Origin of the sequence: Rhizorhabdus wittichii (assembly GCF_017607425.1) — a bacterium.
In the GTDB taxonomy this organism is placed as follows: domain Bacteria; phylum Pseudomonadota; class Alphaproteobacteria; order Sphingomonadales; family Sphingomonadaceae; genus Rhizorhabdus; species Rhizorhabdus wittichii.
Genome location: NZ_CP059319.1, coordinates 2,157,193 through 2,180,785, shown reverse-complemented (window position 1 = coordinate 2,180,785; position 23,593 = coordinate 2,157,193). Strand labels below are relative to the sequence as shown.

General features: G+C 69.6%; 22 protein-coding genes. 17 read left to right on the top strand and 5 right to left on the bottom strand.

Annotated features, from left to right (window positions below; translation table 11 throughout):
* The first annotated feature begins 25 nt into the window (after nt 1-25).
* Both HRJ34_RS10335 and HRJ34_RS10330 read left to right on the top strand, forming a co-directional pair.
* Nucleotides 26-559 (top strand): aromatic-ring-hydroxylating dioxygenase subunit beta, encoded by a 534-nt coding sequence (locus HRJ34_RS10335; protein WP_226949137.1) that lies wholly within the window; start codon nt 26-28, stop codon nt 557-559.
* 41 nt (nt 560-600) lie between these two features.
* The gene (locus tag HRJ34_RS10330) at nt 601-2,820 is read left to right on the top strand and encodes a TonB-dependent receptor (protein WP_208634021.1); all 2,220 of its coding nucleotides are present in this window, start codon (nt 601-603) and stop codon (nt 2,818-2,820) included.
* A 51-nt stretch (nt 2,821-2,871) separates the two neighbouring features.
* Here the strand turns inward: HRJ34_RS10330 and HRJ34_RS10325 are convergent, their stop codons facing one another.
* Genes HRJ34_RS10325 through madL form a run of 3 tightly spaced genes read right to left on the bottom strand, consistent with a single transcriptional unit; the run spans nt 2,872 to nt 4,729 of the window.
* On the bottom strand, nt 2,872-3,546 hold the full coding sequence (locus HRJ34_RS10325; protein ID WP_226949136.1) for a GntR family transcriptional regulator: 675 nt from the start codon (nt 3,544-3,546) through the stop codon (nt 2,872-2,874).
* Nucleotides 3,546-4,310 carry a malonate transporter subunit MadM gene (gene madM, locus HRJ34_RS10320; protein WP_012050462.1) on the bottom strand — a complete coding sequence of 255 codons (765 nt, stop codon included), beginning with the start codon at nt 4,308-4,310 and terminating at the stop codon, nt 3,546-3,548. Before madM ends, HRJ34_RS10325 begins: the two co-directional genes overlap by 1 nt.
* Complete coding sequence (madL, locus tag HRJ34_RS10315; RefSeq protein WP_208634020.1) at nt 4,307-4,729, bottom strand: malonate transporter subunit MadL; 423 nt, start codon at nt 4,727-4,729, stop codon at nt 4,307-4,309. The genes madM and madL overlap by 4 nt, the downstream gene beginning before the upstream one ends.
* Before the next feature lie 162 nt (nt 4,730-4,891).
* Here madL and mdcA point away from each other — a divergent pair, with 162 nt between their 5' ends.
* From mdcA to HRJ34_RS10280, 7 genes are read left to right on the top strand one after another with little or no spacing between them, the layout of a single operon-like run.
* Nucleotides 4,892-6,538, top strand: a complete 1,647-nt coding sequence (gene mdcA, locus HRJ34_RS10310) for a malonate decarboxylase subunit alpha (protein WP_208634019.1) — start codon at nt 4,892-4,894, stop codon at nt 6,536-6,538.
* A gap of 8 nt (nt 6,539-6,546) precedes the next feature.
* Entirely contained in the window at nt 6,547-6,864 is a 318-nt protein-coding gene (gene mdcC / locus HRJ34_RS10305; protein WP_029992481.1) for a malonate decarboxylase acyl carrier protein, read from the top strand.
* Nucleotides 6,864-7,769: a biotin-independent malonate decarboxylase subunit beta gene (locus HRJ34_RS10300; protein ID WP_226949135.1), complete on the top strand. Its 906-nt coding sequence runs from the start codon at nt 6,864-6,866 to the stop codon at nt 7,767-7,769. The genes mdcC and HRJ34_RS10300 overlap by 1 nt, the downstream gene beginning before the upstream one ends.
* Nucleotides 7,756-8,478, top strand: coding sequence for a biotin-independent malonate decarboxylase subunit gamma (locus HRJ34_RS10295; RefSeq protein ID WP_208634017.1), 723 nt, complete (start codon nt 7,756-7,758; stop codon nt 8,476-8,478). The genes HRJ34_RS10300 and HRJ34_RS10295 overlap by 14 nt, the downstream gene beginning before the upstream one ends.
* Nucleotides 8,471-9,100: a malonate decarboxylase holo-[acyl-carrier-protein] synthase gene (gene mdcG / locus HRJ34_RS10290; protein WP_208634016.1), complete on the top strand. Its 630-nt coding sequence runs from the start codon at nt 8,471-8,473 to the stop codon at nt 9,098-9,100. Before HRJ34_RS10295 ends, mdcG begins: the two co-directional genes overlap by 8 nt.
* Nucleotides 9,097-9,933: a triphosphoribosyl-dephospho-CoA synthase MdcB gene (gene mdcB, locus HRJ34_RS10285; protein WP_208634015.1), complete on the top strand. Its 837-nt coding sequence runs from the start codon at nt 9,097-9,099 to the stop codon at nt 9,931-9,933. Before mdcG ends, mdcB begins: the two co-directional genes overlap by 4 nt.
* Entirely contained in the window at nt 9,882-10,844 is a 963-nt protein-coding gene (locus HRJ34_RS10280) for an acyltransferase domain-containing protein (protein ID WP_319025637.1), read from the top strand. The genes mdcB and HRJ34_RS10280 overlap by 52 nt, the downstream gene beginning before the upstream one ends.
* Nucleotides 10,845-10,940: 96 nt before the next feature.
* Here HRJ34_RS10280 and HRJ34_RS10275 read toward each other — a convergent pair whose 3' ends face one another.
* Entirely contained in the window at nt 10,941-11,603 is a 663-nt protein-coding gene (locus HRJ34_RS10275) for a GntR family transcriptional regulator (protein ID WP_012050471.1), read from the bottom strand.
* A gap of 117 nt (nt 11,604-11,720) precedes the next feature.
* Between HRJ34_RS10275 and HRJ34_RS10270 the strand changes: the two genes are divergently transcribed.
* Both HRJ34_RS10270 and HRJ34_RS10265 read left to right on the top strand, forming a co-directional pair.
* Nucleotides 11,721-12,479, top strand: coding sequence for an aspartate/glutamate racemase family protein (locus HRJ34_RS10270; RefSeq protein WP_012050472.1), 759 nt, complete (start codon nt 11,721-11,723; stop codon nt 12,477-12,479).
* Nucleotide 12,480: 1 nt separating this feature from the next.
* Nucleotides 12,481-13,611 carry an acyl-CoA dehydrogenase family protein gene (locus HRJ34_RS10265; RefSeq protein ID WP_208634013.1) on the top strand — a complete coding sequence of 377 codons (1,131 nt, stop codon included), beginning with the start codon at nt 12,481-12,483 and terminating at the stop codon, nt 13,609-13,611.
* 9 nt (nt 13,612-13,620) lie between these two features.
* Here HRJ34_RS10265 and HRJ34_RS10260 read toward each other — a convergent pair whose 3' ends face one another.
* Nucleotides 13,621-14,106: a MarR family transcriptional regulator gene (locus HRJ34_RS10260; protein ID WP_012050474.1), complete on the bottom strand. Its 486-nt coding sequence runs from the start codon at nt 14,104-14,106 to the stop codon at nt 13,621-13,623.
* Between the two features lie 176 nt (nt 14,107-14,282).
* Here HRJ34_RS10260 and HRJ34_RS10255 point away from each other — a divergent pair, with 176 nt between their 5' ends.
* The 6 genes from HRJ34_RS10255 (at nt 14,283) to HRJ34_RS10230 (ending at nt 23,572) form a co-directional block, all read left to right on the top strand.
* Nucleotides 14,283-15,461 (top strand): aromatic ring-hydroxylating dioxygenase subunit alpha, encoded by a 1,179-nt coding sequence (locus HRJ34_RS10255; protein ID WP_208634012.1) that lies wholly within the window; start codon nt 14,283-14,285, stop codon nt 15,459-15,461.
* Entirely contained in the window at nt 15,454-16,902 is a 1,449-nt protein-coding gene (locus HRJ34_RS10250) for an aldehyde dehydrogenase family protein (protein WP_208634011.1), read from the top strand. The genes HRJ34_RS10255 and HRJ34_RS10250 overlap by 8 nt, the downstream gene beginning before the upstream one ends.
* Nucleotides 16,899-18,020: a histidinol-phosphate transaminase gene (gene hisC, locus HRJ34_RS10245; RefSeq protein ID WP_208634010.1), complete on the top strand. Its 1,122-nt coding sequence runs from the start codon at nt 16,899-16,901 to the stop codon at nt 18,018-18,020. Before HRJ34_RS10250 ends, hisC begins: the two co-directional genes overlap by 4 nt.
* 29 nt (nt 18,021-18,049) lie before the next feature.
* Entirely contained in the window at nt 18,050-19,729 is a 1,680-nt protein-coding gene (locus HRJ34_RS10240; protein WP_226949134.1) for a thiamine pyrophosphate-binding protein, read from the top strand.
* Nucleotides 19,730-19,745: 16 nt separating this feature from the next.
* The gene (locus HRJ34_RS10235) at nt 19,746-21,131 is read left to right on the top strand and encodes a spinster family MFS transporter (protein WP_226949133.1); all 1,386 of its coding nucleotides are present in this window, start codon (nt 19,746-19,748) and stop codon (nt 21,129-21,131) included.
* A 212-nt stretch (nt 21,132-21,343) separates the two neighbouring features.
* Nucleotides 21,344-23,572, top strand: a complete 2,229-nt coding sequence (locus tag HRJ34_RS10230) for a TonB-dependent receptor (protein ID WP_012050480.1) — start codon at nt 21,344-21,346, stop codon at nt 23,570-23,572.
* Nucleotides 23,573-23,593: the final 21 nt, after the last annotated feature.

Genomic DNA, 23,593 nt, shown 5'->3' with positions numbered 1-23,593 from the left:
GGACGTCGATATACCGGAGGCAGGCGTGGGCGAATATAACGTCGACAGGATCGTTCGCATCAAGGCGATAGAGGATTTCCTCTACGCGGAAGCGGACGCGATAGATGCGCGGCAGTTCGAGGACTGGCTCGGCTTCTTCTCCGAAGACATTCGCTATTGGGTGCCCATTCGGAAGAACCTGCCCTTCTCCGAGCGCTTCAACGACATGACCGGGTCGCGGGAGATCGCCTGGATCGACGACAACCGCGCGACCCTCGAAGCGCGGGTGGGGCAGGTGCTGACCAAGATCCACTGGGCCGAGGAGCCGCTGTCGCGGGTCACCCATATGGTGACGAACATCCGGGTCGAGGAACTGGGCAAGGACGAGGTCGGCGCGACATCCACGGTGCGGAGCAAGATATTGGTCCACCGTTCCCGCATGGACGACGCCGGGGAAATAATCATCGGCCGGAGAGAGGACAAGATCCGCCGGACCGAGCGCGGGTTCGAGATTTTCTGGCGCAAGATCATCATCGATCAGGCGACGTTGAACGCGAAGAATCTTTCGTTTTTCTTGTAATTTTCTGCGTGTCGGCAAGAAAAATATCTGGGGAGGGTATCATGAGAAAATCTGTTGTGACCAAGTGGATGCTGCTGGCGGGCGTCGCCCTGAGCGCGGGAAGCGCCCAGGCCGAGCAGGCGGCTTCCGAAGCGGGCCGGGCGGTGGACGACGCCGCGTCGAGCGGCGCGACCGGCGATATCGTGGTGACGGCGCTGCGCCGCGAGACCACCTTGCAGAAGACGCCGGCGGCGGTGGCCGCCATTTCGGGCGAGGAACTGCAGGCGCGCGGCATCTCCGACATCCAGGATCTCGCCGCCGCGGTGCCCAGCGTGTCGTTCGGGCAGACGATCGGGCAGGCGCACATCGCCGTCCGCGGCATCGGTTCGGACGTCGTCACCGCCGGCCAGGACCCGCGCGTCGCCTTCTACCAGGACGGGGTCTATATCGCCCGGCCGGGCGCGCAGCTCGGCGGGATGTTCGACGTCGATCGCGTCGAGGTCCTGAAGGGGCCGCAGGGCACGCTCTACGGCCGCAACGCCACCGGCGGCGCGGTCAGCGTGGTCAGCCGCAAGCCGACCGACAGGCTGGAGGGCTATGTCCGGGCGGGCTATGGCAATTACAATGCCGTCACCCTCGACGGCGCGATCTCCGGGCCGATCGCGGAGACGCTCACCGCGCGGATCGCCGGGCATTTCGAGCATCGCGACGGCTATGGCAAGAACCTGGTCACCGGCAAGGACATCGACGACAAGCGCGAGGTGGCGTTGCGCGGCGCGATCGCCTGGCGGCCGAGCGACAGGCTCGAGCTGCTGACCACGGTCGATTATTTCCGCGAGTCCGACAATGCGTTCGGCCTCCATTATTTCAACCAGGGCAACCCCAATGTGCCGGTGCTGGGCCTGAAGCTGGGCGGCCTTGCCGCTCGGAACAGCCGCGACATCTACAGCGACGTCGACCCGAAGGCGCGGACCCGGTCCTGGGGGATCACCGAGGAGATCAGCTTCGACGCCGACTGGGCGAAGCTCCGGTCGATCACCTCCTACCGCAAGTTCAAGGGCTTCTACCTGACCGACATCGACGGGACGAGCGTTCAGCTCGCCTATGACAAGCTGTTCGAGAATGCGAAGCAGTTCAGCCAGGAAGTGCAGCTCGACGGCGAGGTCGATCGCTTCGCCTGGCTGGTCGGCGCGCTCTACTTCCATGAGAAGAACGACGGGGCCGGCTCGGAGATTCCGATCAATTCGGTGGTGGCCGGCGGCCCGTTCAGCCTGCGCCAGGCCTTCCTGTCGATCGGCGACCTCAAGACCGAGTCCTTCTCGGCCTATGCGCGGGTCACCTTCGATGCGACCGACTGGCTCAAGCTGACCGCGGGCGGCCGCTACAACTGGGAGAAGAAGAGCATCTCCGACGTCTTCCAGTTCGATTTCTCGCGGCCCTATGTGCCGGGCGCGCCGATCATCCCGATCCCGCCCTTTCCGCGATCGACCAGCGACAGCTTCTCCGGCTTCACGCCCAGCGCGACCGCCGAGCTGCGCCTGAACCCGTCGGTCTTCGCCTATTTCACCTATAGCCAGGGCTTCAAGAGCGGCGGCTACAATATAGGCGTCGCCCAGGCGGCTTTCCGGCCCGAGAAGATCAAGAGCTACGAAGCCGGCGTGAAGACCACGACCTTCGACGGGCGGCTCAAGGCCAACCTGATCGGCTTCCACTACGACTATAGCAATCTCCAGGTGTCGCAGGTCCGTGGGCAGAGCACGCTCGTCGAGAATGCGGCGGCGGCCAAGGTCGACGGGATCGAGGCGGAGCTGATCGCCGAACCCGTCCGCGGCTTCAGCTTCGGCGGCAACCTCTCCTATCTCGATGCCAAATATAAGGACTTCCTCAGCATCGATCCGATCAACGTCGCGGCTGGGCCCCAGGACCTGTCGGGCAACCGGCTGACCCAGGCGCCGAAGATCTCCTACGCCCTGTTCGCGCAGGGGAAGTGGGACGTCGGGGACTACACGCTGACGCTGCGCGGCGATTACAACCGCATCGGGCTGCAATATTTCACGCCCTTCAACAATCCGATCGTCGCGCAGGACGGCTATGGCGTGGGCTCGGCGCTGGCGCGGATCGAGAGCGAAGCGGGCTGGTCGGTCGAGGCCTATGTCCGCAACATCGGGAACACCAAGGCGATCGCCCAGACCTATGTCTCGTCGGGGATGTTCGGCTTCCCCGTGCTGGGAGCGCTGATCCCGCCGCGCACTTACGGCCTGACGCTAGGCTACAAGCTTTAGGCCGGCGTGTGGCCGGGCCTCTGCTGCCGCCGTCGCGACAGGGGCCCGGCATCAGCCGTTCGCATGATCGGCGATATAGCGTTCCAAGGCGCTGGCGGCGTTGAGCATATGGGCGCGCATGCGGCGGGCGGCGGTGTCGCCGTCGCCTTCGGCGATCGCGGCCATGACGCCGTCATGCTCCTCGCGCGATCGAATGATCCGGTTGCCCTGGCGAAGCTGGGTGCGGCGGAAGGCGGTGAGGCGGGTGCGGATCGCGATCGCCTGCTCGACCAGCACCTCGTTGTGCGTCGCGCGGTAGAGCAGCTCATGGAACTCGCGGTTGAACGCGTCATAGGCGTCGACGTCGCCCGCCGCGACGAAGCCCGCCGAGTTGTCGTGGAGCTGGATGAGCCGGCTGCGTTCGAGCGGCGACATGCGGTTGGTCGCCATCCGCACGCACATCGCCTCGATCTCGGCCATCGCCTCGAACATGTCCATGATCCGTCCGGGCGTCAGCCGGGTCACGACCACGCCGCGCCGGGGGCGGAGCTCGACCAGCCCGCTGACCGCAAGCTGGCGGAGCGCCTCGCGGACCGGGGTGCGCGACGCGCCGAAGCGGTCGCCGAGCTGCTGTTCGTCGAGCTGGGTTCCCGCCGCCAGCTCGCCGCGCGCGATCTCGTCGGTCAGGGCGTTGCGGATGCGGTCGGACAGCAGGGCGGGGGCGGTGTCGTCGACGGTCATGGTCATCAGCCTCCCACGATCGCCCGCACCGCGAGGTACAGCAGCGACGGCGCCACCAGGCAGCCGAGGCCGGTGTGGAAGGTCGCGGTCAGCGCGCCATAGGGGACGAGGCGGCGGTCGGTCGCGGCGAGGCCGCCCGAAACGCCGCTGACCGTTCCCATCAGCCCGCCGAACACCATCGCCGAGCGCGGATTGTCGAGCCCGATCATGTGCGCGACCATCGGCGTGCCGATCATCACCAGCACCGCCTTGAACACGCCGGTCGCGATCGACAGGGCGATGACCGGCGAACTGGCGCCGAGCGCCGCGCCGGTGACCGGGCCGACGATATAGGTGACCGCGCCGGCGCCGATCGTCGTCAGCGACACCGCGTCCCGATAACCGAACGCCGCCGCGACCAGCACGCCGACGATGAACGGCAATATGGTGCCGAGGCCGAGCGCCGCGGCGCCGACCAGCCCGGCCTTCTTCGCATGGGCGACGTCGACCTCGAAGGCGGTGGCGGTGATCGCGAAGTCGCGGAGCATCGCCCCGCCCATCAGGCCGATGCCGGCCAGCACCGGCAGGTCGGCGACGCCCTTCTGGCCATGGGTCCAGAGACCGGCCACGAAGGCGGCGGCGAGGCCGAGGATGATCGCGATCGCCGATCCGTGGATGCGGCCGAAGGTGAGGCGCTTCGACAGGCTGTTGGACAGCCACATGACGATGCCGACCACCGCGAAGGCAGTCAGCAGCCCGTTGTCGATCAGGGCGTGGGAGAGCGCGTTCATGCCTGGCTCTCCAGCGCGGCGGACGCCGCGCGCTCGCGGGCCTCGATCTCGTCCATCGTCTCGGTGCGGCCGCCCAGCCGGCTGATCAATGCGACGCTGGCGAAGCAGATCGCGACCGCGCCGGTGCCGGCGATGATCACCATCGGGCCGCTTTCGACCGCCGCGAGGACGTTCTGCTGGGCGGCCATCGCGACGACGATCGGAATGTAGAGCGATCCCCAGAACTCGACCCCGCGCTTCACCCCGGTCGTGAGCAGGCCGTGCCGCTGCAGCCAGAGGCGCGCGGCGATCAGCAGGATCATCGCGATGCCCACCCCGCCGACATTGGCCTTCACGCCGAGCAGCGCGCCCAGCACGTCGCCGAGCACCATGCCCAGCAGCGTGCTGATCGCCAGCAGGGCAACCCCCGATATCGTCATCGCCACCTCTCCTGTCGCGGGATCGTTCCTGCATGCATGACGCGGATAAATCCTGTGATCATTCTCTATAAAACCCAATATATCGCTTTTGTGTATGCGCAAACTTGAATTTTAGCGATTGTGGAATACAAGCTGCTCTCATCGATTCCCTGGACGGATGCCATGCGGGACTGGAAGAGCGGACGCCGTGAGCTTGAAGCGCGCCTGGAGGCGGGAGGGCGTTTCGCGCGCGGCAAGCTGGTGGCCGCCGCCGACCTCGTGCCGTTCCTGGAAGCGGTGCTGCGACCGGGCGACCGGGTCTGCCTCGAAGGCGACAACCAGAAGCAGGCGGACGTGATCGCGAAGGCGCTGGCGTCGGTCGACCCCGTCCGGGTGAACGGCCTGCACATGGTCCAGTCGGGGGTGGTGCTGCCCGAGCATCTCGACCTGTTCGAGAGTGGCGTCGCCCGCCGGCTCGACTTCTCCTATGCCGGGCCGCAATCGGCCCGCATCGCGCGGATGCTGTTCGGCGGGCAGATCGAGCTGGGCGCGATCCACACCTATCTCGAACTGTTCGCCCGCTATTTCATCGATCTCACGCCGCAGGTCGCCTGCATCGCGGCGGTGAGCGCGGACCGCGACGGCAATCTCTACACCGGCCCCAATACCGAGGACACGCCGACGATCGTCGAGGCGACCAGCTTCGGCAACGGCCTCGTCATCGTCCAGGTCGGCGAGATCGTCGACCGGGTGCCCCGCGTCGACATCCCCGCCGATCAGGTCCATTTCGTCGTCGACGCCGGCAAGCCCTTCTTCGTCGAGCCGCTGTTCACCCGCGATCCGGCGGCGATCACCGAGACCCAGATCCTGACCGCGATGCTGGCGATCAAGGGGCTCTACCAGCCCTATGGCATCCGGCGGCTCAACCACGGCATCGGCTTCAACACCGCCGCGATCGAGCTGCTGCTGCCGACCTATGGCGAGAAGCTGGGGCTGAGGGGGAAGGTCTGCACCCATTGGGCGCTCAACCCGCACCCGACGCTGATCCCCGCGATCGAGAGCGGCTGGGTCGAGCGCATCCACTGCTTCGGGTCGGAAGTCGGCATGGAGGACTATGTCCGCGCGCGGCCCGACATCTTCTTCACCGGCGCGGACGGGTCGCTGCGGTCGAACCGCGCCTTCTGCCAGACGGCGGGGCTCTATGCCTGCGACGCCTTCATCGGCTCGACGCTCCAGATCGACCTGGCCGGGCACAGCTCGACGGTGACGCCGAGCCGGATCGCCGGCTTCGGCGGTGCGCCGAACATGGGATCGGACGCGCGCGGGCGGCGGCACCCGAGCGAGCCCTGGCTGCGCGCGGGCCGCGAGGCCGATCCCGACGGCCCGCCGGCGCTGCGGCGGGGACGCAAGCTGATCATCCAGATCGGCGAGAGCTTCGGCGACGGCAATGTGCCGATGTTCGTCGAGCGGCTGTCCGCGCTCGACCTCGCCGAGCGGCTCGACCTCGATCTCGCGCCGGTGATGGTTTACGGCGACGACGTCACCCATATCGTGACCGAGGAGGGCATCGCCAACCTGCTGCTGTGCCGGGACGCGGACGAGCGCGAGCACGCCATCCGCGGCGTCGCCGGCTATACCGAGGTCGGCCGCGGCCGCGATCGCGCCCTGGTCGAGCGGCTGCGCGAGCGCAAGGTCATCCAGCGACCCGAGGACCTCGGCATCGACCCGCTCGATGCCGACCGCGCGATGCTCGCGGCCCATTCGATCAAGGACCTGATGCGCGCCTCGGACGGCCTCTACCGGCCCCCCAGCCGCTTCCGGAATTGGTGAGGAACGCGATGCAGAGGCTTCACTATGATCTCGCCGCGCCGCGCGCGGCATCGGGCACGCGGCCGATGGCGCTGGTCGGCGTCGTCGCGTCGGGCAATCTGGAGGTGCTGGCCGAACGGAAGGGACCGGCGGATCGCTGCACCGTCGAGATATTCACCCCGGTTCGCGGCTTCGACGCGCTGTGGAGCGCCGTCATCGCCGACTTCGTCGAGCGGCGCGACGCGGGCGGGCTCCATCTGTCGATCAACGACGGCGGCGCGCGGCCGGATACGGTGACGCTGCGGCTGGCGCAGGCCGTCCGCGTCATCGAGGCGGAGGAGGCATGATGGCGGGGCAGGACCGGCTGAGCTGGTATGAGGCCGGCGCGCGGGCGCGGATCGGCGCGCTGCTCGACCAGGGCAGCTTCACGGAATATCTGGGACCCGAGCGGCGCGAATGGAGTCCCCACCTGCCGTTGTTCGATCTGCCGCGCCAGTTCGACGACGGCATCGTCGTCGGCGCCGGTCGCATCGACGGCGCGCCGGTCCTCGTCGCCGCGCAGGAGGGGCGGTTCATGGGCGGGGCGTTCGGCGAGGTCCATGGCGCCAAGCTGACCGGCCTGTTGCGCGCCGCCGCCACGCTGCGCCGCGACGTGGTGATCGTGCTCGATACCGGCGGCGTCCGCCTTCAGGAGGCGAATGCCGGCGAGATCGCGATCGCCGAGGTGATGCGCGCGATCGTCGAGGCGCGGCTGGCCGGCGCGCGCGTCGTCGGCCTGATCGGCGGCCGCGCCGGATGCTATGGCGGCGGAGGGCTGATCGCCGGATGCTGCTCGACGCTCGTCATCTCCGAACAGGGCAGGATCGGCGTCTCGGGACCCGAGGTGATCGAGACCAATCGCGGCGTCGAGGAGTTCGATTCGCGCGACCGCGCGCTGGTCTGGCGGGTGATGGGCGGCAAGCATCGCTACCTGATCGGCGGCGCCGACATCTTCGTCGACGACGATGCGCGGGCGTTCCGCGACGGCGCGTTGCAGGCGCTGGCGCGGCCGGCCGATCTCGACCTCGCCGTGATGCGGGCGGAGCAGGAGCGGCTCGAACGGCGCATCGCCCGCCTGTCGGGCCTGCGCGACGGCCATGACGTGTGGGAGAGGCTCGGCATCGCGGACCCCCGGGCCATTCCCGACCTGGACGATGCGGCCTTTCTGGCGGCGGCGCGGCAGCATCGGGAGGCGGCCGATGGCGCTCGCTGACATCCTCGCCGCATTGTTCCCCGCCGGCCACGCCGTCGCCGAGCGGGACGGGCTGATCCGGGGGGCGGCGCGGATCGAGGGCGACCGGTCGATCCACGTCATCGGCATCGCGGACAAGACCTCCCCCGGCGTCGACGAGGCGCTGGCCCTTGCGGCGGATGTCCTCTCGATCATCGACGGCGGCGGCGACGTCCCGATCCTCCTCCTGCTCGATTCGGGCAGCCAGCGGATGAGCCGCCGCGACGAGCTTCTGGGCCTGAACGAGACGCTCGCCCATCTCGCCAAGCTGCTCCGGCTGGCGCAGGTCCGTGGCCATCGCACCGTCGGCCTGCTCTACGGCGGCAGCGCGGCGGGGGCCTTCATCGCGACGGCGCTCGCCTGCGACGTGCTGGTGGCGTTGCCGCAGGCCTATCCCGAGGTGATGGACCTGCCGTCGATCGCGCGGGTGACCAAGCTGCCGCTCGACCTGTTGGAGGAAAAGGCGAAGACGACCGCCGTCTTCGCGCCGGGGCTGGCCAATCTCCACGCGACCGGCGCTATCGCCGAGATATGGGAGGACGGGCCTTCGCTCGCGGGTCGGTTGGCCGCGCTGCTGGCCGGCGCGGCGACCGACGATCGCCGTGCGCTGTGGGGCAAGGAGCGCGGCGGGCGGCCGAAGGCAGCCGATATCGCGCGCGAGGTGCAGCGCCTGGCCGAGACGCATGGCTGAGATGCCCGTCCTGCGCCGCCACGACCTCGTCCATCTCCGGTCGGGCGCGCGGATCGAGGGTGTCGCCGCCGCTCCCGAAGTGTCGCTGGCGGATTGGGTGGCGCAGGGGCGGCCCTTCATCGCGCGGCGGCCGGCCTGCGCGGACCGGGGCGATCGGGTCCCGATCGGCCTGCCGCTTCCTCCCGCCTTGGGCAAGGCGCGGCTGGCGCTGGCCGTGGCCCCCGAGGCGATGGCCGCGATCGTGCCGCCGCCCTTGCTGGCCGATGCCGCCGCCGTCGCGCCACCGGGCTGGGCGCAGCGGATCGGCGCGCTGCTCGCGGCCTTTCCCGAGGCGCGCTGCTTCGGCAGCCTCGCCTGGCAGCATCTGACCGGGCTCGCCTATCTCTCCCCTGGCTCCGACCTCGACCTGCTGCTGCCCTGCGCGTCGGTCCGCGAGGCCGATGCCGCTGCCGCGCGCCTTGCCGCGATCGGCGCGGAGGAGGGCCCGGCGATCGACGGCGAGCTGGTCGCGCCGTCGGGCGAGGCGGTCCAGTGGCGCGAATGGGCCTCCGCCGCCGCGCAGGTCGCGGTGAAGGCGATCGACGGCGTTCGTCTCGCACGGCGGGAAGAAGTCTTTCCATGACAGGGCTGGCGTTACGCGGGCGGGTGGACGAGCTGTTCGATGCGATCGGCCGGCAGGCGCGCGAGGCGCTGGTCCTCGAAGTCGAGACATGGCCGAAGCCCGGCCTGGTCAGCCATGTCGACACTGGCGCGCATCGCGACATGGACGCGGCGCTTCTCCACCGCAGCGCCGCCTGCCTCGAACCCTTTTTCGCGCGGCTGGCGGCGGCGGGCGCGGCCGGCGCGGCGATGGGGCCGCTGCGCTCGATCGGCATCGCCGCCGAAGCCGCGATGCGCGTCGCGACGGGGGGCGTCAACACGCATCGCGGCGCGATCTTCGGCATGGGCCTACTCGCGGCGGCGGCCGGCTTTCGCACGCGCTACGGGGCGCCGCAGTCGTTGGGCGCGATCGTCGCGGCGCGCTGGGGGGCGGAGATATGGGCCGGGCCGGTCGAGCTGCACAGCCATGGCGTGCAGGTCGCCCGCCGCTTCGGTGCCGGCGGCGCCCGCGCGGAGGCGGCGGCGGGGATGCCTTCGGTCTATGGGATCGCGCTGCCGGCCCTCGCGCAGGCCCGCGCCCGGGGCACCGATGAGGAGGCCGCGCGGGTGCAGGCCTGCATGGCGCTGATCGCGGCGGTCGAGGACAGCAACCTCCTCTATCGCGGCGGCCGCGAGGGGCTGGCCTTCGCGCAGGCCGAGGCGGCGGGCTTCCTCGCCGGGGGCGGGGTGGAGCATCCCGACTGGCGCGACCGCGCGGCGGCGATCCATCGGCGCTTCACCGGACGGCGGCTCAGCCCCGGCGGATGCGCCGACCTGCTGGCGATGGCCCTGTTCGTCGAGCGACACGGCGGATGAGCCTGGCCGTTCTGTGCTCGGGGCAGGGGCGGCAGGAGCGAGGGATGTTCGCGATGTTTGCCGGTGAGCCGGCGGCGCGGCCGGTGCTCGCGGCCGCCGCTGCCCGGCTCGGCTGGGATTCGCTGTCCCACCTCGATCGCCTGTCCGATGCCGAGCTGTTCGCGAACCGGACCGGGCAGTTGCTGTGCGTCGCCCGCGCGCTCGCGGCGGTGGCGGTGCTGGACGAGGTGTTGCCGCCGGACGCGATCGTCGCCGGATACAGCGTCGGCGAACTCGCGGCGTGGGGTGTCGCGGGCCTCTGGTCGCCGTCCGAGACGCTCGACCTCGCCGATGGACGTGCCCGGGCGATGGACGCCGCCAGCGGGGCCGACGACGGCCTCGCTTATGTGCGGGGGCTGCCGCTGGACCGGATCGAGGCGCTCGCCGCCCGCTTCGGCTGCGAGATCGCGATCGTCAACCCGGACCGCCTCACCATCCTCGGCGGCGCCACCGCCGATCTCACGGCCTTGTGCGAAGCGGCGCTGGCCGGCGGGGCGTTGCGGGCCGCGCCGATGCCCGTCCATGTCGCGTCGCACACCTCGCGGCTTGCCGCCGCCGCCGATGATTTCCTCGATCGGGCCCGTGCGATCCCGGTTCGTCGCCCGCGTCGGGCGCTGATGTCGGCGACGGGACCGCGTCTCCACCGGGCGGTCGCGCCCGATGTGGCAAGCCTCGCCGGGCAGATCGCGACGACGATCGACTGGAACGCCGTGCTCGACGCGCTGTACGAGCGCGGCGTGCGGAGGCTTATCGAGTTGGGACCCGGACAAAGCCTCGCGGCGATGGCGCGCGGCCAGTCGCGCTTCGATGCCCGTGCGCTCGACGAGTTCGACGGCCTGGCCGGCGTCGCGGCGTGGATAGGGAAGGTGTGAGCTAGGCCCCTTCCGGCCACCCTCGTCATTCCCGCTTTCGCGGGAATGACGGAAAGATGAAGAAACCGGCGTGATTTGATCACATCAGTAAAGACACTAGGCTTTCTCGCGTAGCGCTCGTTTGAGGGCGGCTTCGGCGGCGGTCAGATGGCGCTCCATCGCCTGCGCGGCCCCCGCCGCCTCCCCCTCGTCGAGCCGGTCGAGGATCTGGCCGAGCCCGGCGATGACGATATCCTGGGTGTCCGGGTCCGACAGCGTCAGCTCGCGCAGCGCGACGATGTGGTCGTCATAATGGTCAATCAGGTCCCGAATGCGCTCATTGGCGATCCGCGACGTCCAGGCGACGCGGAAGGCCGAGTTGGCGGCGATGAAGCCTTCGGTGTCGCCGTCGCGCCGCGCCTCGACCTGCTCGTCGAGCGCCCGGCGCAGCGCCTTGCGGTCGGCGGGCGAGAGATGGTCGATGCTGGTCCGCAGCGCATGGGGCTCCAACAGCCGCCGCAGCTCGTAGATGTCGGCGACATCCTCGCCGGTGATGCTGGGCAGGGTGAAGCCCTTGGTCGTCGGGACGACCAGCCCGTCATGGACGAGGAGGGCGAGAGCCTCCCGGATCGGCGTCCGCGACACCCCCAGTTCGGCGGCCAGGTCGCGTTCGGTCGCGACCTGCTGCGTGCCCAGCCCGCCCCGACGCAGGCCCGACCGGAGCTTGCCGTAGACCTGCGCGCGCAGCGATTCGGATCGGGCGTGGCCCTTCTTCACCATGGAACGTCTCCCGCCCCACCGAATGATAGCAATCGGACGCTCGCGCAACCGCCCTTGTTGACGATTTGGCATATTTGGCATACCAGAATTGCAGCTACCGCGAGAGGCCGTTCCGCCATGACCGTGAAATTGAAGTTCATCCTGCCCGTCCCGCTGTCGTCGGACGCGGCGCAGCGCTTCGCCGCGCAGATTCCCGAGACGGTGCGCAAGCCCGGCCTGACGATCGATTTCGTCGGCTGCCGGGCCGGCGGGCCGCTGATGGACAGCGACCATGACGCGACGCTCGCCGCCGCCTTCGTCCTCGCGGCGGGGGCGCGGGCCGAGGAGGAGGGCTATGCGGCGGTGTGCAGCTTCTCGATGAGCGACAGCGGCCTGGCGGCGCTCCGGTCGCGCCTGACGATCCCGGTGGTCGGCGCGGCGCAGGCGTCGTTCGCGCTCGCCCAGCAGCTCGGGCGGAAATTCTCCGTCGTCACCATGTGGGCGCCCTGGGCGCGGCGCCTCGAGGAGAATGTCGCGCGCTACGGCCTGAACGGCCGCCTCGCCTCGATCCGCCATATCGACATGTCGCCCGACACCCAGGCGCTGCTGTCGGGCAAGGAGGAGGTCGTGTTCGGCCGCCTCAGGGAACAGGCGCTCGCCGCGATCGAGCGGGACGGCGCCGACGTCGTCATCCTCGGGTCGACGACCATGTACCAGGTCCATGCCCGGCTCGCGGCGGCGCTGCCCTGTCCGGTCGTCAATCCGGGCCTCGCCGCCTACAAGGCCTGCGAGACCATGCTCGACCTCGGGCTGAGCCACAGCAAGATCGGCTATCCCGCGCCCGCGACCTTCGCCGACGACATCTTCGACCAGATAACCCCCGTGGCGGGAGCCTGACATGACCGATATGCGCCTGCCGCTGTCCGAACTGCTCGACCGGATCGCCGCCCGCCGCGACGAGATCGACGCGGGGCGCCATGTGCCGCGCGACCTGGTCGCCGACATGAAGCGCGCGGGCATCTTCCGCGCCAGCACGCCGAAGCTGTTCGGCGGCGACGCGCTGCCGCCCGCCGACTTCCTGCGGATGGTCGAGGCGATCGCGACGGTCGACGGCTCGGCGGCGTGGGTGGCGGCGTTCGGCTCGGCCAACACCTATCTGGCGGCGCTGCCGGTCGAGACGCAGCGCATCATCTATCGCGACGGCCCCGATCAGGTGTTCGCCGGCGGTCTCTATCCGTTGCAGCCGGCGCTGCCGGCCGAGGGCGGCTGGATCGTCTCCGGGCGCTGGCGCTTCGCGAGCGGCTGCATGGGAGCGGACTGGATCGGCGTCGGCATCGCGACCGGCACGGCCGACGGCGGCGTCCCCGTGACGCGGATGGCGGTCGCTCCCGCCGCCGAGGTCGAGATCGTCGAGAATTGGGACGTCGTCGGCATGCAGGGGACCGGCAGCCACGACACCCGCGTCACCGACAAATTCTACGCCGAGCCATGGACCTGCGAGCGTGGCGCGGCGAGCGGCATCGACGAGCCGCTGTTCCGCTATCCGGCGCTGAGCTACCAGGCGCAGGTCCATGCCGTGTGCAACATCGGCCTGGCCCGCGCCGCGCTCGACCTGCTCGCCGGTATGGCGGGCGGGGCGAAGATCATGCCGGGCGCCGCGCAGCTCGGCGATCGCGGCTATTTCCGCACCGCGCTGGCGCGGGGCGAGGCCGAATGGCGCGCCGCGCGGTCCTTCTTCTACGAGATGGCGGAACAGGCGTGGGACCGGCTGGTCGCCGGCGACGCGCCGACGGTCGCGGAGAAGACCCTGCTGCGGCTCAGCGCGACCCATGCCGCCCATGCTTGCGCGCAGGTGGCGCAGGCGGCCTATCGCGTCGCCGGCATCGCCGCGATCCACAAGAGCCATCGCCTCCAGCATATCGTCCGCGACACGATGGTCGTCACCCAGCATGCCTCGCTGAGCGAGGCGACCTTCGAGGATGCGGGCGCGATCCTCGCGGATCGCGAGGGCAAGCCCGGCTTCCCCTGAGCGCCGGCGTCAGTCCCCGGCGGCCGAGACGATCGCGGCGACCTTGTCGAGCAGGCCGTTGAGGGTCGCGATCTCGTCCTCGCCCATCTGCTCCGCGATGCGCTCGTAGAGGGGCGTGAAGCGGGGCGTGATCTTGTCGATCAGCGATCGCCCCTCGGCGGTGATCGCGTGGAAGAAACGCCGCGCATCGTCCTCGCTGGTCCGGCGGCTGATCAGCGAGCGTTCGTGCAGGTCGCGCAGGATGCGCGACAGGCTCGGCCCGAGCAGCAGCGATCGCTTCGCCAGCGCCGCCGTGTCGATCTCCTCCACCGCGCCGAGGATGCGCAGCACCCGCCATTGCGGGTCGGTCAGGTCATATTGGAGGAAGATCGGGCGGAAGGCGTTGGCGAACGCCTCCCGCGTCTGGTGCAGCTTGACCGGCAGGGCGCGATAGACGTCCGACGCGCGCTGGTCCGGACCATCCTGCCCGTAGAGCAGCTCCGCCGAATTCCTCATATCCATCACCCCGCTACCCTGACCGTCATCCTGATGCCGACCCGCCCCAAGTCAAGCGCCGGAAGGTCTCCGGACGCCGAATCTCGACGGGTCTTGCAAGTGGCGTCGGAAAGATACATAACACGTTAAATTATTTTCTGGGCCTATGATCGCCCGCCTACGGGAAACAGGATGTAATGCGAAGCGCTTATGATCTGACCTCGCCGTCCTATGACGAGTCGCTGACCCTCGTCACCCGCGGAACGCCGATGGGCGAATTGCTGCGCCGCTACTGGCACCCGGTCGGCCTGGTCGAGGACGCGACCCAGACCCCGCGCCAGATCCGCGTGCTGGGCGAGGACCTGATCCTGTTCCGCGACCATGCCGGGCGCCCCGGCCTGCTCCATCCGCGCTGCGCGCATCGGGGCGCCTCGCTGCTCTACGGGCGGACCGAGGAGCGGGGGATACGCTGCTGCTATCATGGCTGGCTGTTCGACGTCGACGGCAACTGCCTGGAGCAGCCGTGCGAGCCCAATGGCGGCGGGCGGGCCTGCGCGAAGGTGCAGCAGCCGGCCTATCCGGTCGAGGAACTGTACGGGCTGATCTTCGCCTATCTCGGCCCGCTCGATCGCAAGCCGGTGCTGCCGCGCTACAATGTGCTGGAGGAACTGGGGCCGGGCGAGTTCATCGAGGCCGACGACACCAGCATCGGCAGCGGCGGCCCGGTGATCGTGCCGTGCAACTGGCTGCAGCATTATGAGAATGTCATGGACCCGTTCCACGTGCCGATCCTGCACGGCTCGTTCAGCGGCGTGCAGTTCAACGAGCGCATGGGCCTGATGCCCAAGGTCCGCTTCGAGGAGAGCCCGCGCGGCATCCAGAGCACCCAGATCCGCGACCTGGGCGAGGGCAAGGTCCATCGCCGGATCACCGAGGCGGTGCTGCCGACGATCCGCGCGGTCGCCAGCCCGCGCGCGACGGTCGACGGGCCCTGCTCGCTGCTCGGCTGGGTGCTGCCGATCGACGACACCAGCTTCCGCATCTATTCGGCCGGCCGCGTCACCCAGGCGGGCACGCTCAGGACGATCCGCTCGCACTTCAACGGCAAGCTCTGGCAGGAGCTGACCGAGGCGGAGCATCGCGATTTCCCGGGCGACTATGAGGCGCAGGTCAGCCAGGGCCCGATCACCCTCCATTCGGAGGAGCATCTCGTCAGCTCCGATCGCGGCATCGGCATGCTGCGCCGCCTCTATCGCGAGCAGGTCAAGCGGGTGGCGGAGGGTGGCGATCCGATCGGCACCACCTTCGCCGACGCGGCCGGCCTCGTCGCCCTCGCGGCGGGAACCGAGGTCGTCGCGGACGCCGCCCATGGCTGACGCCCGCACCTATCTGGCGGGCGGCGCCTGGATCGAGGCGACGGCCAATCCGCCGATTCCGGTGGTCAATCCGGCCAATGGCGCGGTGATCGGCGAAGCGCCCTGCTGCACCGCCGACGACGTCGACCGGGCGGTGGCGGCGGCGCGGGCGGCGTTGCCCGGCTGGGCGGCGACCCCGGTGGCCGACCGGCTGGCGCGGCTCTCCGCGCTGCGCGAGGCGCTGGCGGCGCGCGGCGACGAACTGGCGCTGCTGATCACCCGGCAGATGGGAACCCCGATCGGCTTCTCGCGCGCCGCGCAGATCGGCCTGCCGCTGCGGACCTTCGACGTCACCATCGCGGCGATGGCGGCGCTGGAGGAGGAGCGCACCGCGCGGTCGCGCATCCTGCGCGATCCGGCCGGGGTGGTCGCGGCGATCACGCCGTGGAACTTCCCGCTGCACCAGATCGCCGCGAAGGTCGTCCCCGCGCTGGCCGCCGGCTGCACCGTCGTCCTCAAGCCGAGCGAGATCACCCCGCTCGACGCGCGCATCTTCGCCGAGCTGGTCGAGGGCTGCGGCTTTCCTGCCGGCGTCTTCAACATGCTGTTCGGCGCGGCCGAGACCGGCGCGGCGCTGGTCGCGCACCCGCAGGTCGACATGGTCAGCTTCACCGGATCGACCGCCGCCGGCCGCCATATCGGCGCGCAGGCGGGCCGCGACCTCAAGAAGGTCGCGCTCGAACTGGGCGGCAAATCGGCCAACATCCTGCTCGACGACGCGGACCTGTCGGTCGCGGTGCCGCAGGCGATCGGCCAGTGCTTCGTCAACGGCGGGCAGACCTGCGCCGCGCTGACCCGGCTGATTGTGCCGCGCGCGAAGCGGGCCGCGGTCGAGGCGCTGGCGGTGGAGGCCGCCGCGCGATGGCGGCCCGGCGATCCCGAGCAGCCCGCGACGCGGCTCGGCCCGCTCTCCTCGCTGCGCCAGCGCGAGCGGGTCGCGGCGATGGTCGCCCGCGCGCTGGAGGGCGGGGCGACCGCGCTGATCGGCGGGACCGCCGCGCCCGAGGGTTTCGAAAAGGGCGCCTGGTTCGCCGCGACCGTCCTGTCGGGCGTCACGCCCGCCATGGAGATCGCGCGCGAGGAGGTGTTCGGCCCGGTCCTCGTCATCCTCGACCATGACGGCGAGGAGGACGCGATCGCGATCGCCAACGACAGCGCCTATGGCCTGTCGGGCGGCGTCTGGTCGGCCGATCCGGCGCGCGCTGAGCGGGTCGCGGCGCGGCTGCGCACCGGGCAGGTGATGATCAACGGCGCGATGCTCGACATGGAGGCGCCGTTCGGCGGGGTCGGCCAGTCGGGCATCGGCCGCGAATATGGCCGCTACGGCCTCGAGGAATATTTCAACCTGAAGGCGATCACCGGCGCCGCAGCGGCGGACCAGGATCGCGGGAGCAATGGATGAGCGATTTCGGTTTCCCCCTGGCGCATGTCGCGTCGATCCCCCCTTATCCGCCGGGTCGCCCGATCGACGCGGTGGCGCGCGAGTTCGGGCTCGATCCCGCTGCGATCGTCAAGCTCGCCTCGAACGAGAACCCGCTCGGCTGCTCGCCCCGGGCGACCGAGGCGCTCGCCACGGCGGCGGCCGAGACGCATCTCTACCCCGATTTCGACTGCTATGCGCTCAAGCAGGCGCTCGCCGCGCATCTCGGCGTCCCCGCCACCCATGTCCTGCCCGCCGCCGGATCGAGCGAGCTGATCTCGCTGGTGGCGCGTGCCTTCCTCGACGGCGACCGCAAGGCCGTCATCCCGCAATATGCCTTCCAGGCCTATGAGGGCGCGATCGGATCGGTCGGCGCGGAGGCGGTCGTCGTGCCGGTCCGCGGCTGGCAGGCCGATCTCGACGCGATGCTCGCGGCGGTCGACGATCGGGTCCACCTGATCTACCTCGCGACGCCGAACAACCCGACCGGCACGGTCGTCCCGACCGCCGATCTCGAACGCTTCGTCGAGGCGCTGCCGCCGCATGTGCTGCTGGTCCTCGACGAGGCCTATCGCGAATTCCTGCCGCCCGAGCAGCAGCCCGACATCGCCCGCCTGTTCGCGCGCCGCCGCAACCTGCTGGTGATGCGGACCTTCTCCAAGGTCCACGGCCTCGCCGCGCTGCGCGTCGGCTACGGCATCGGCGATCCCGAGCTGCTCGGCCTGCTGCGCCGGCTCCAGCTTCCCTTCTCGGTCGGCGCGCCGGCCCAGGCGGCGGCGATCGCCGCGCTCGGCGACGCAGAGTTCGTCGAGCGCGGCCGCCGCGAGAACGCGGCCGAGCGGCAGCGGATGGAGGAGCGCTTCGCGGCGCTCGGCATCGAGCATGTCCCCTCGTTCGGCAATTTCGTCCTTGCGCGCACCGGCGCCGGCCCGGCGACGGCGCAGGCGCTGATGCGGCGCGGGGTGATCGTGCGCCCGGTCGCGGGCAGCGGCCTGGTCGACTGGATCCGCGTCTCGGTCGGCACCGCGCGCGAGAACGACATATTTTTCGAAAAGCTGGACGACGTCCGCGCCGACGCGAAGAAAGCGGCGGTCGCCTGATGTCGGACGGTGCAGCATGGAGTCCCGTGGTGGGTGAATATTCTCCGAAGGAAATGACGGGGGGCGAGGCGTTCGTCGCCCAGCTGATCGAGGAAGGCGTCGTCGACGTCTTCGGCATTCCCGGCGTCCAGCTCGACTGGGCAGTCGAGCCGCTGCGCGTCGCGGCGAACCGGATCAACTTCGTCGTCACCCGCCACGAGCAGGCGGCCTCCTACATGGCCGACGGCTATGCCCGCACCACCGGCCGCGAGGGCGTCTGCATGGTGGTGCCGGGCCCCGGCATGCTCAACGCGCTGGCGGGCCTGTCGACCGCTTACGCTTGCAGCTCGCGGGTGCTGTTCGTCGCCGGGCAGATTCCGTCGCCGACGATCGGCAAGGGCTTCGGCATGCTCCACGAGATCCCCGACCAGAGCGGCATCCTCAAGTCGCTGACCAAGTGGCACGGCATCGCGCGGCGCGTCGAGGACGTGCCCGCGATCGTCCACCAGGCGTTCGTCGAGCTGCGCTCGGGCCATCCGCGCCCGGTCGCGATCGAGCTGCCGCCCGACATTTTGCAGGGCCGCGCCGAGGTCGCGATCCTGCCGCGCGCCGAGGCCGCGCCGCTGGCGCCGCCGCAGGACGCGGTGACGGAGGCGGCGATGTTGCTGGCCGAGGCGCGCTTCCCGGTGATCTATGCCGGCGGCGGCGCGGCGGCGGCGGGCGCGGGCGACGCGGTCCAGGCGCTGGCCGAGGCGCTCCAGGCGCCGGTGGTGATGACCGAGGGCGGGCGCGGTACGCTGTCGGACGCGCATCCGCTCGCGCTGGTCTCGCTCGGCGGCCGGTCGGTGCTGCCCCATGCCGACGTCGTGCTGGTCGCGGGCAGCCGCTTCGTCGATGCGGTGGCGAAGCCGACGCACAGCGCCGAGGGCACCCGCTTCATCTATCTCAACGTCGCGGCCGACCATATGGCCGCGCCGCGCCAGCCGGGCCTCGCCATCCAGGGCGACGTCCGCCTCGGCGTCGAGGGCATCCTCGCCGCGCTGCCGGCGCAGGAGCGCCCCTCGCGTGCCGAGCAGGTCGCGTTGGTCAAGCAATGGTGCGACGGGCAGATTTCGGCGATCCAGCCGCAGCACGGCTTCATGCGCGCGCTGCGGGCGTCGATGGCCGACGACGACATCCTCGTCAGTGAGCTCACCCAGCTCGGCTATTATTCGAACATCGCCTTCCCGATCCTCGCGCCGCGCAGCTTCGTGACGCCGGGCTATCAGGGGAGCCTGGGCTACGGCTTCAACACCGCGCTCGGCGCCGCGCACGGCAATCGCGGGCGGCGCACCGTCTCGATCAGCGGCGATGGCGGCTTCGGCTGGGGCATCCAGGAACTGTCGACCGTCGCGCGCGACCAGCTCGACATCAGCATCGTCGTGTTCGTCGACGGCAAGTTCGGCAACGTCCAGCGCATCCAGAAGCGCACCTTCGGCGTCGAGTTCGCGACCGACCTGATCAATCCCGACTATGCGACGCTCGCCGCCGCTTATGGCATCCCCTCGGCCGAGGTGGACACGCCGGAGGCGCTGGAGGAGCGTCTGGTCGCGGCGAAGGCGAAGGGCGGCCCGATGCTGATCGCGGTGCGGGTGGGCGAGATGCCCAGCCCCTGGGCGCTGATCCATCCGTTCGTGCCGCCGGCCTCGCCGCCGCCGCCGAATCCGCTGGGCGAGCCGGCCGCGATCTGATCGAAGGACAAGCATCTTGCGCGACAATGAGGTGACGATGGGCGGCAACGGAGAGGAGAAGGCGGTCTCGCAGGGGACGCAGCCCGGCTATGCCTATGGCTGGTACACGACCGCCATCCTGATGCTGGCCTATACCTTCTCCTTCCTCGACCGTCAGATCCTCAACCTGATGGTCGGGCCGATCAAGGCGGACCTCGGCATCACCGACGTGCAGTTCGCGCTGCTGACCGGCGGCGCGTTCGGCATCTTCTACACGGTGATGGGCCTGCCGATCGGCTGGATGGCCGATCGCTACCCGCGCAAGTGGATCATCAGCGGCGGCATCGCGCTGTGGAGCCTGATGACCGCGATGTCGGGCCTCGCGCGGACCTTCCCGCAACTGCTGCTCGCCCGGATCGGCGTCGGGGTGGGGGAGGCGACGCTGTCGCCGTCGGCCTATTCGATGCTGTCGGACCTGTTCGACAAGACGCGCCTGCCCAAGGCGATGAGCATCTACACGGTCGGCATCTATATCGGCGCGGGCACGGCGATGATCATCGGCGGGACCGTGGTCGGCGCGATCGAGCATCATCCCGACATCGTCCTGCCGCTGCTCGGCGCGATGCGGTCGTGGCACGTCGTCTTCCTGGTGGTCGGCCTGCCCGGCCTGCTGGTGGCGCTGTGGGTCGCGACGCTGACCGAGCCGAAGCGCAGCGTGCGCGCCGCCGAGCAGGCGGATGCCGATCAGACCGGCTTCTCCCCCGCGCGCATCTGGCGCTTCCTCGCCTCCTATCCGCTGATGTCGGTGTCGCTGTTCCTCGGCTCGGCGATGTTCTCGGTGATGAGCTATGCCGACGCCTGGTTCCCCGAGCTGTTCATCCGCACCTGGGGCTGGGGCCCGCAGCAGACCGGCCTGGTCAACGGCGCGGCGTCGCTGATCGCCGGGCCGGCCGGCATGCTCGCGGCGGGCTGGTGGTCGAGCCGGATGATCCGCGAGGGCCGCGCCGACGCCTGCCTGCGGCTGACCGCCTATGCGGCGGCGGGGATCGCGCTGCCGGCGGTGCTGATGCCGCTCGCGCCCAACGGTTTCCTGATGGGGGTGCTGCTGCTGCCGCTCAAATTCTTCGGCGGCTTCACGCCGGTGCTGATCCCGACCGCGATCCAGATGGTCGCGCCGGCGGCGCTGCGCGCGCAGCTCGGTGCGGTGTTCATGTTCACGGTCGGCATCATCGGCGTCTCGCTCGGCCCGATCCTGCCGGCATTGTTCAGCGACTATCTGTTCCAGGACGAACATGCGCTGCGCTACTCGCTGTCGCTGGCGTCGGGCATCACCGCGCCGATCGCCTTCCTGCTGCTGCTCATCGGATTGCGCCAGTTCGGCCGGCGCCTGGCCGAGCTGGAAGAGACGCCGCCGCGCGGCTGAGGTGCCGTAGCGGTACGAGGTGTGACAAAAATACAACCATAACGGTTTCTTCACATCGGCGTCACGATCCGCTTGCGACTAACATATAACATGTTAAATTATTTCCAGCGGCGACTCGCGAAAGGTCGTTCGGCGGCGCCGCAGGGCAGAAATTCCAAGCCGTCCATCGTGTCGAGCGATGGGACAGGTCACCAAGGAAGGGGTTAATCGATATGCAAACGGGCCCGTACAGGATCACCAAGGGTGTCGCGCTTCTCCTCGCCGGCACGATGCTCGCATCGCCGCTGCTCGCCGAGGAAGCCGCGCCGGCCGAAGAGATCGTCGTCACCGCGCTGAAGCGCGGCAATGTGCAGCTCCAGGACGTCCCGACCTCGATCGCGGTGGTCGGCCAGCAGCAGCTCGAAGCGCGCGGCGTCGCCGAGTTCGCCGATTTCGCGCGCAGCGTCGCCGGCCTGAACTTCGTCGACAGCGGCGCGGGCGACAAGCGCTACATCATCCGCGGCATCAACGCGGCGGGCGAGGCGCAGACCGCGCTCTATTACGACAATATCCCGATGACCGGCATCGGCGGCGCGGCGACCAGCTTCGGCGACCGCCAGCCCGACCTGCAGCTCTACGACGTCCAGCAGATCGAGGTGCTGCGCGGCCCGCAGGGCACGCTCTACGGCTCCAATTCGCAGGCCGGCGTGATCCGCTTCGTCACCAACAAGGCGCGCGTCGACCGGTTCGAGGGTTCGGCCCAGGGCGAGCTGTCGACCACCAGGGACGGCGGCACCAACTACGGCATCCGCGGCATGGTCAACGTGCCGATCGTGCAGGACGTGCTCGCGATCCGCGCCGTCGGCTATTCGGAGGATTATTCGGGCTGGGTCGACAACGTCTATCGCAACGAGAAGGACTTCAACGACACCAAGCGCGACGGCGCGCGCGTCAGCGTGACCTTCAAGCCCGACGAGCAGACCAACATCGTCGGCCAATATTTCTACCAGAACCTGCGCACCGGCGGCCGCGCCTATACGCGTCCCTATGACGTGACGATCGGCGACAATTTCTTCCCGGCGATCGGCCGTCGCGCCACCTCGCAGATCGGCCGCGAGACCCGCAGCGACAAGATCAACATCTTCGCGCTGACCGCCGACCGCGACCTCGACTGGTCGACCGTCACGATCGCGGGCTCCTATTTCAAGCGCGACGTTCTCGACTATGTCGATAACGGCCCGTCCTTCCGCTACTTCGAATATCTGCAGCGGATCGGCGAATTCCCGCCGGTGACGGTGCCGATCGGCAGCCTGTCCTATTCGCCGCAGAAGTCGAAGATGTGGACGATCGAGGCCCGCATGGCGACCAAGTTCGACGGTCCGCTGAACGGCGTCGGCGGCATCTTCTACTCGAACCGCGACAACGACTTCGAGACCAACACCACCGTCGTCGATCCGATCTCGGGCCGTCCGGACTTCTCGCAGCCGCTGATCTCGCGCCGCAACTTCTTCGACAAGACGAAGGACTTCGCGGTGTTCGGCGAGCTGACCTACGACATCACCGAGCAGCTTTCGGTCACCGGCGGCGCCCGCTGGTTCCGCACCAAGCGCGACCTGGTCGCCAACACGATCGTGCCCTTCTTCGGGCTCGGCGCGCCGGGCACCACCTCCGCCAAGGCGAAGAACGAGGACGTGATCTTCAAGGGCCTCGTCTCGTACAAGGTCACGTCGGACGTGTTGCTCTACGCACAATATGCCGAGGGCTATCGCTCGGGCGGCACCAACGCCTCGTCCTTCTCGGGCGTGCCGCCGCAGTACGACCCCGACACCACGGCGAACTATGAGATCGGCGCCAAGACGAGCTGGGCCGGCGGCGACGTCGTGTTCAACGTCGCGGCCTATCGCATCGACCTGAAGGGGCTCCAGAGCGAGCAGCGCTTCGGTCCGGGCGGCGCCTTCTCGGGCGTCGGCAACATCCCCGGCACCGCCGCCCGCTCGAAGGGCGTCGAGGCCGACCTGCTCGTCAAGCCCGCGCCGGGCCTGACCGTGCAGTTCGCCGGCAACTACACCGACGCCAAGCTGGCGAAGGACGTGCCGTCGCTGGGCGCCGCCGCGCTCAAGGGCAGCAACCTCGCCTATGTGCCGAAGTATAATCTCAGCCTCTCGGCGGATCAGGCCTTCGCGATCAGCGACAAGGTGGACGCGAGCGTCGGCTTCTCGGCCAGCCGCACCGGCAAGATCGAGACGACCTATTACACCGAGTTCAACCAGCCCTCGCGCGGCTACACGCTGGTCGATACCCGCGCGCGGATCAGCTGGGACCAGTTCAAGCTGGACCTGTTCATCAACAACCTGTTCGACAAGGCGGCCGAGCTGACCGTGTTCAACACGATCAACGATCCGCACGTCGTGCTGGCCAACCGTCCGCGCACGGTGGGCGCCCGCCTGGGCATCGACTTCTAAGGCCCCCCCCTGAAGGCCCGC

Coding starts and splice junctions, on each gene's coding strand:
- HRJ34_RS10330 (WP_208634021.1), top strand. CDS start 601: ATGAGAAAATCTGTTGTGACCAAGTGGATGCTGCTGGCGGGCGTCGCC.
- HRJ34_RS10325 (WP_226949136.1), bottom strand. CDS start 3,546: ATGACCATGACCGTCGACGACACCGCCCCCGCCCTGCTGTCCGACCGC.
- madM (WP_012050462.1), bottom strand. CDS start 4,310: ATGAACGCGCTCTCCCACGCCCTGATCGACAACGGGCTGCTGACTGCC.
- madL (WP_208634020.1), bottom strand. CDS start 4,729: ATGACGATATCGGGGGTTGCCCTGCTGGCGATCAGCACGCTGCTGGGC.
- mdcA (WP_208634019.1), top strand. CDS start 4,892: ATGCGGGACTGGAAGAGCGGACGCCGTGAGCTTGAAGCGCGCCTGGAG.
- mdcC (WP_029992481.1), top strand. CDS start 6,547: ATGCAGAGGCTTCACTATGATCTCGCCGCGCCGCGCGCGGCATCGGGC.
- HRJ34_RS10300 (WP_226949135.1), top strand. CDS start 6,864: ATGGCGGGGCAGGACCGGCTGAGCTGGTATGAGGCCGGCGCGCGGGCG.
- HRJ34_RS10295 (WP_208634017.1), top strand. CDS start 7,756: ATGGCGCTCGCTGACATCCTCGCCGCATTGTTCCCCGCCGGCCACGCC.
- mdcG (WP_208634016.1), top strand. CDS start 8,471: ATGGCTGAGATGCCCGTCCTGCGCCGCCACGACCTCGTCCATCTCCGG.
- mdcB (WP_208634015.1), top strand. CDS start 9,097: ATGACAGGGCTGGCGTTACGCGGGCGGGTGGACGAGCTGTTCGATGCG.
- HRJ34_RS10280 (WP_319025637.1), top strand. CDS start 9,882: ATGCGCCGACCTGCTGGCGATGGCCCTGTTCGTCGAGCGACACGGCGG.
- HRJ34_RS10275 (WP_012050471.1), bottom strand. CDS start 11,603: ATGGTGAAGAAGGGCCACGCCCGATCCGAATCGCTGCGCGCGCAGGTC.
- HRJ34_RS10270 (WP_012050472.1), top strand. CDS start 11,721: ATGACCGTGAAATTGAAGTTCATCCTGCCCGTCCCGCTGTCGTCGGAC.
- HRJ34_RS10265 (WP_208634013.1), top strand. CDS start 12,481: ATGACCGATATGCGCCTGCCGCTGTCCGAACTGCTCGACCGGATCGCC.
- HRJ34_RS10260 (WP_012050474.1), bottom strand. CDS start 14,106: ATGAGGAATTCGGCGGAGCTGCTCTACGGGCAGGATGGTCCGGACCAG.
- HRJ34_RS10255 (WP_208634012.1), top strand. CDS start 14,283: ATGCGAAGCGCTTATGATCTGACCTCGCCGTCCTATGACGAGTCGCTG.
- HRJ34_RS10250 (WP_208634011.1), top strand. CDS start 15,454: ATGGCTGACGCCCGCACCTATCTGGCGGGCGGCGCCTGGATCGAGGCG.
- hisC (WP_208634010.1), top strand. CDS start 16,899: ATGAGCGATTTCGGTTTCCCCCTGGCGCATGTCGCGTCGATCCCCCCT.
- HRJ34_RS10230 (WP_012050480.1), top strand. CDS start 21,344: ATGCAAACGGGCCCGTACAGGATCACCAAGGGTGTCGCGCTTCTCCTC.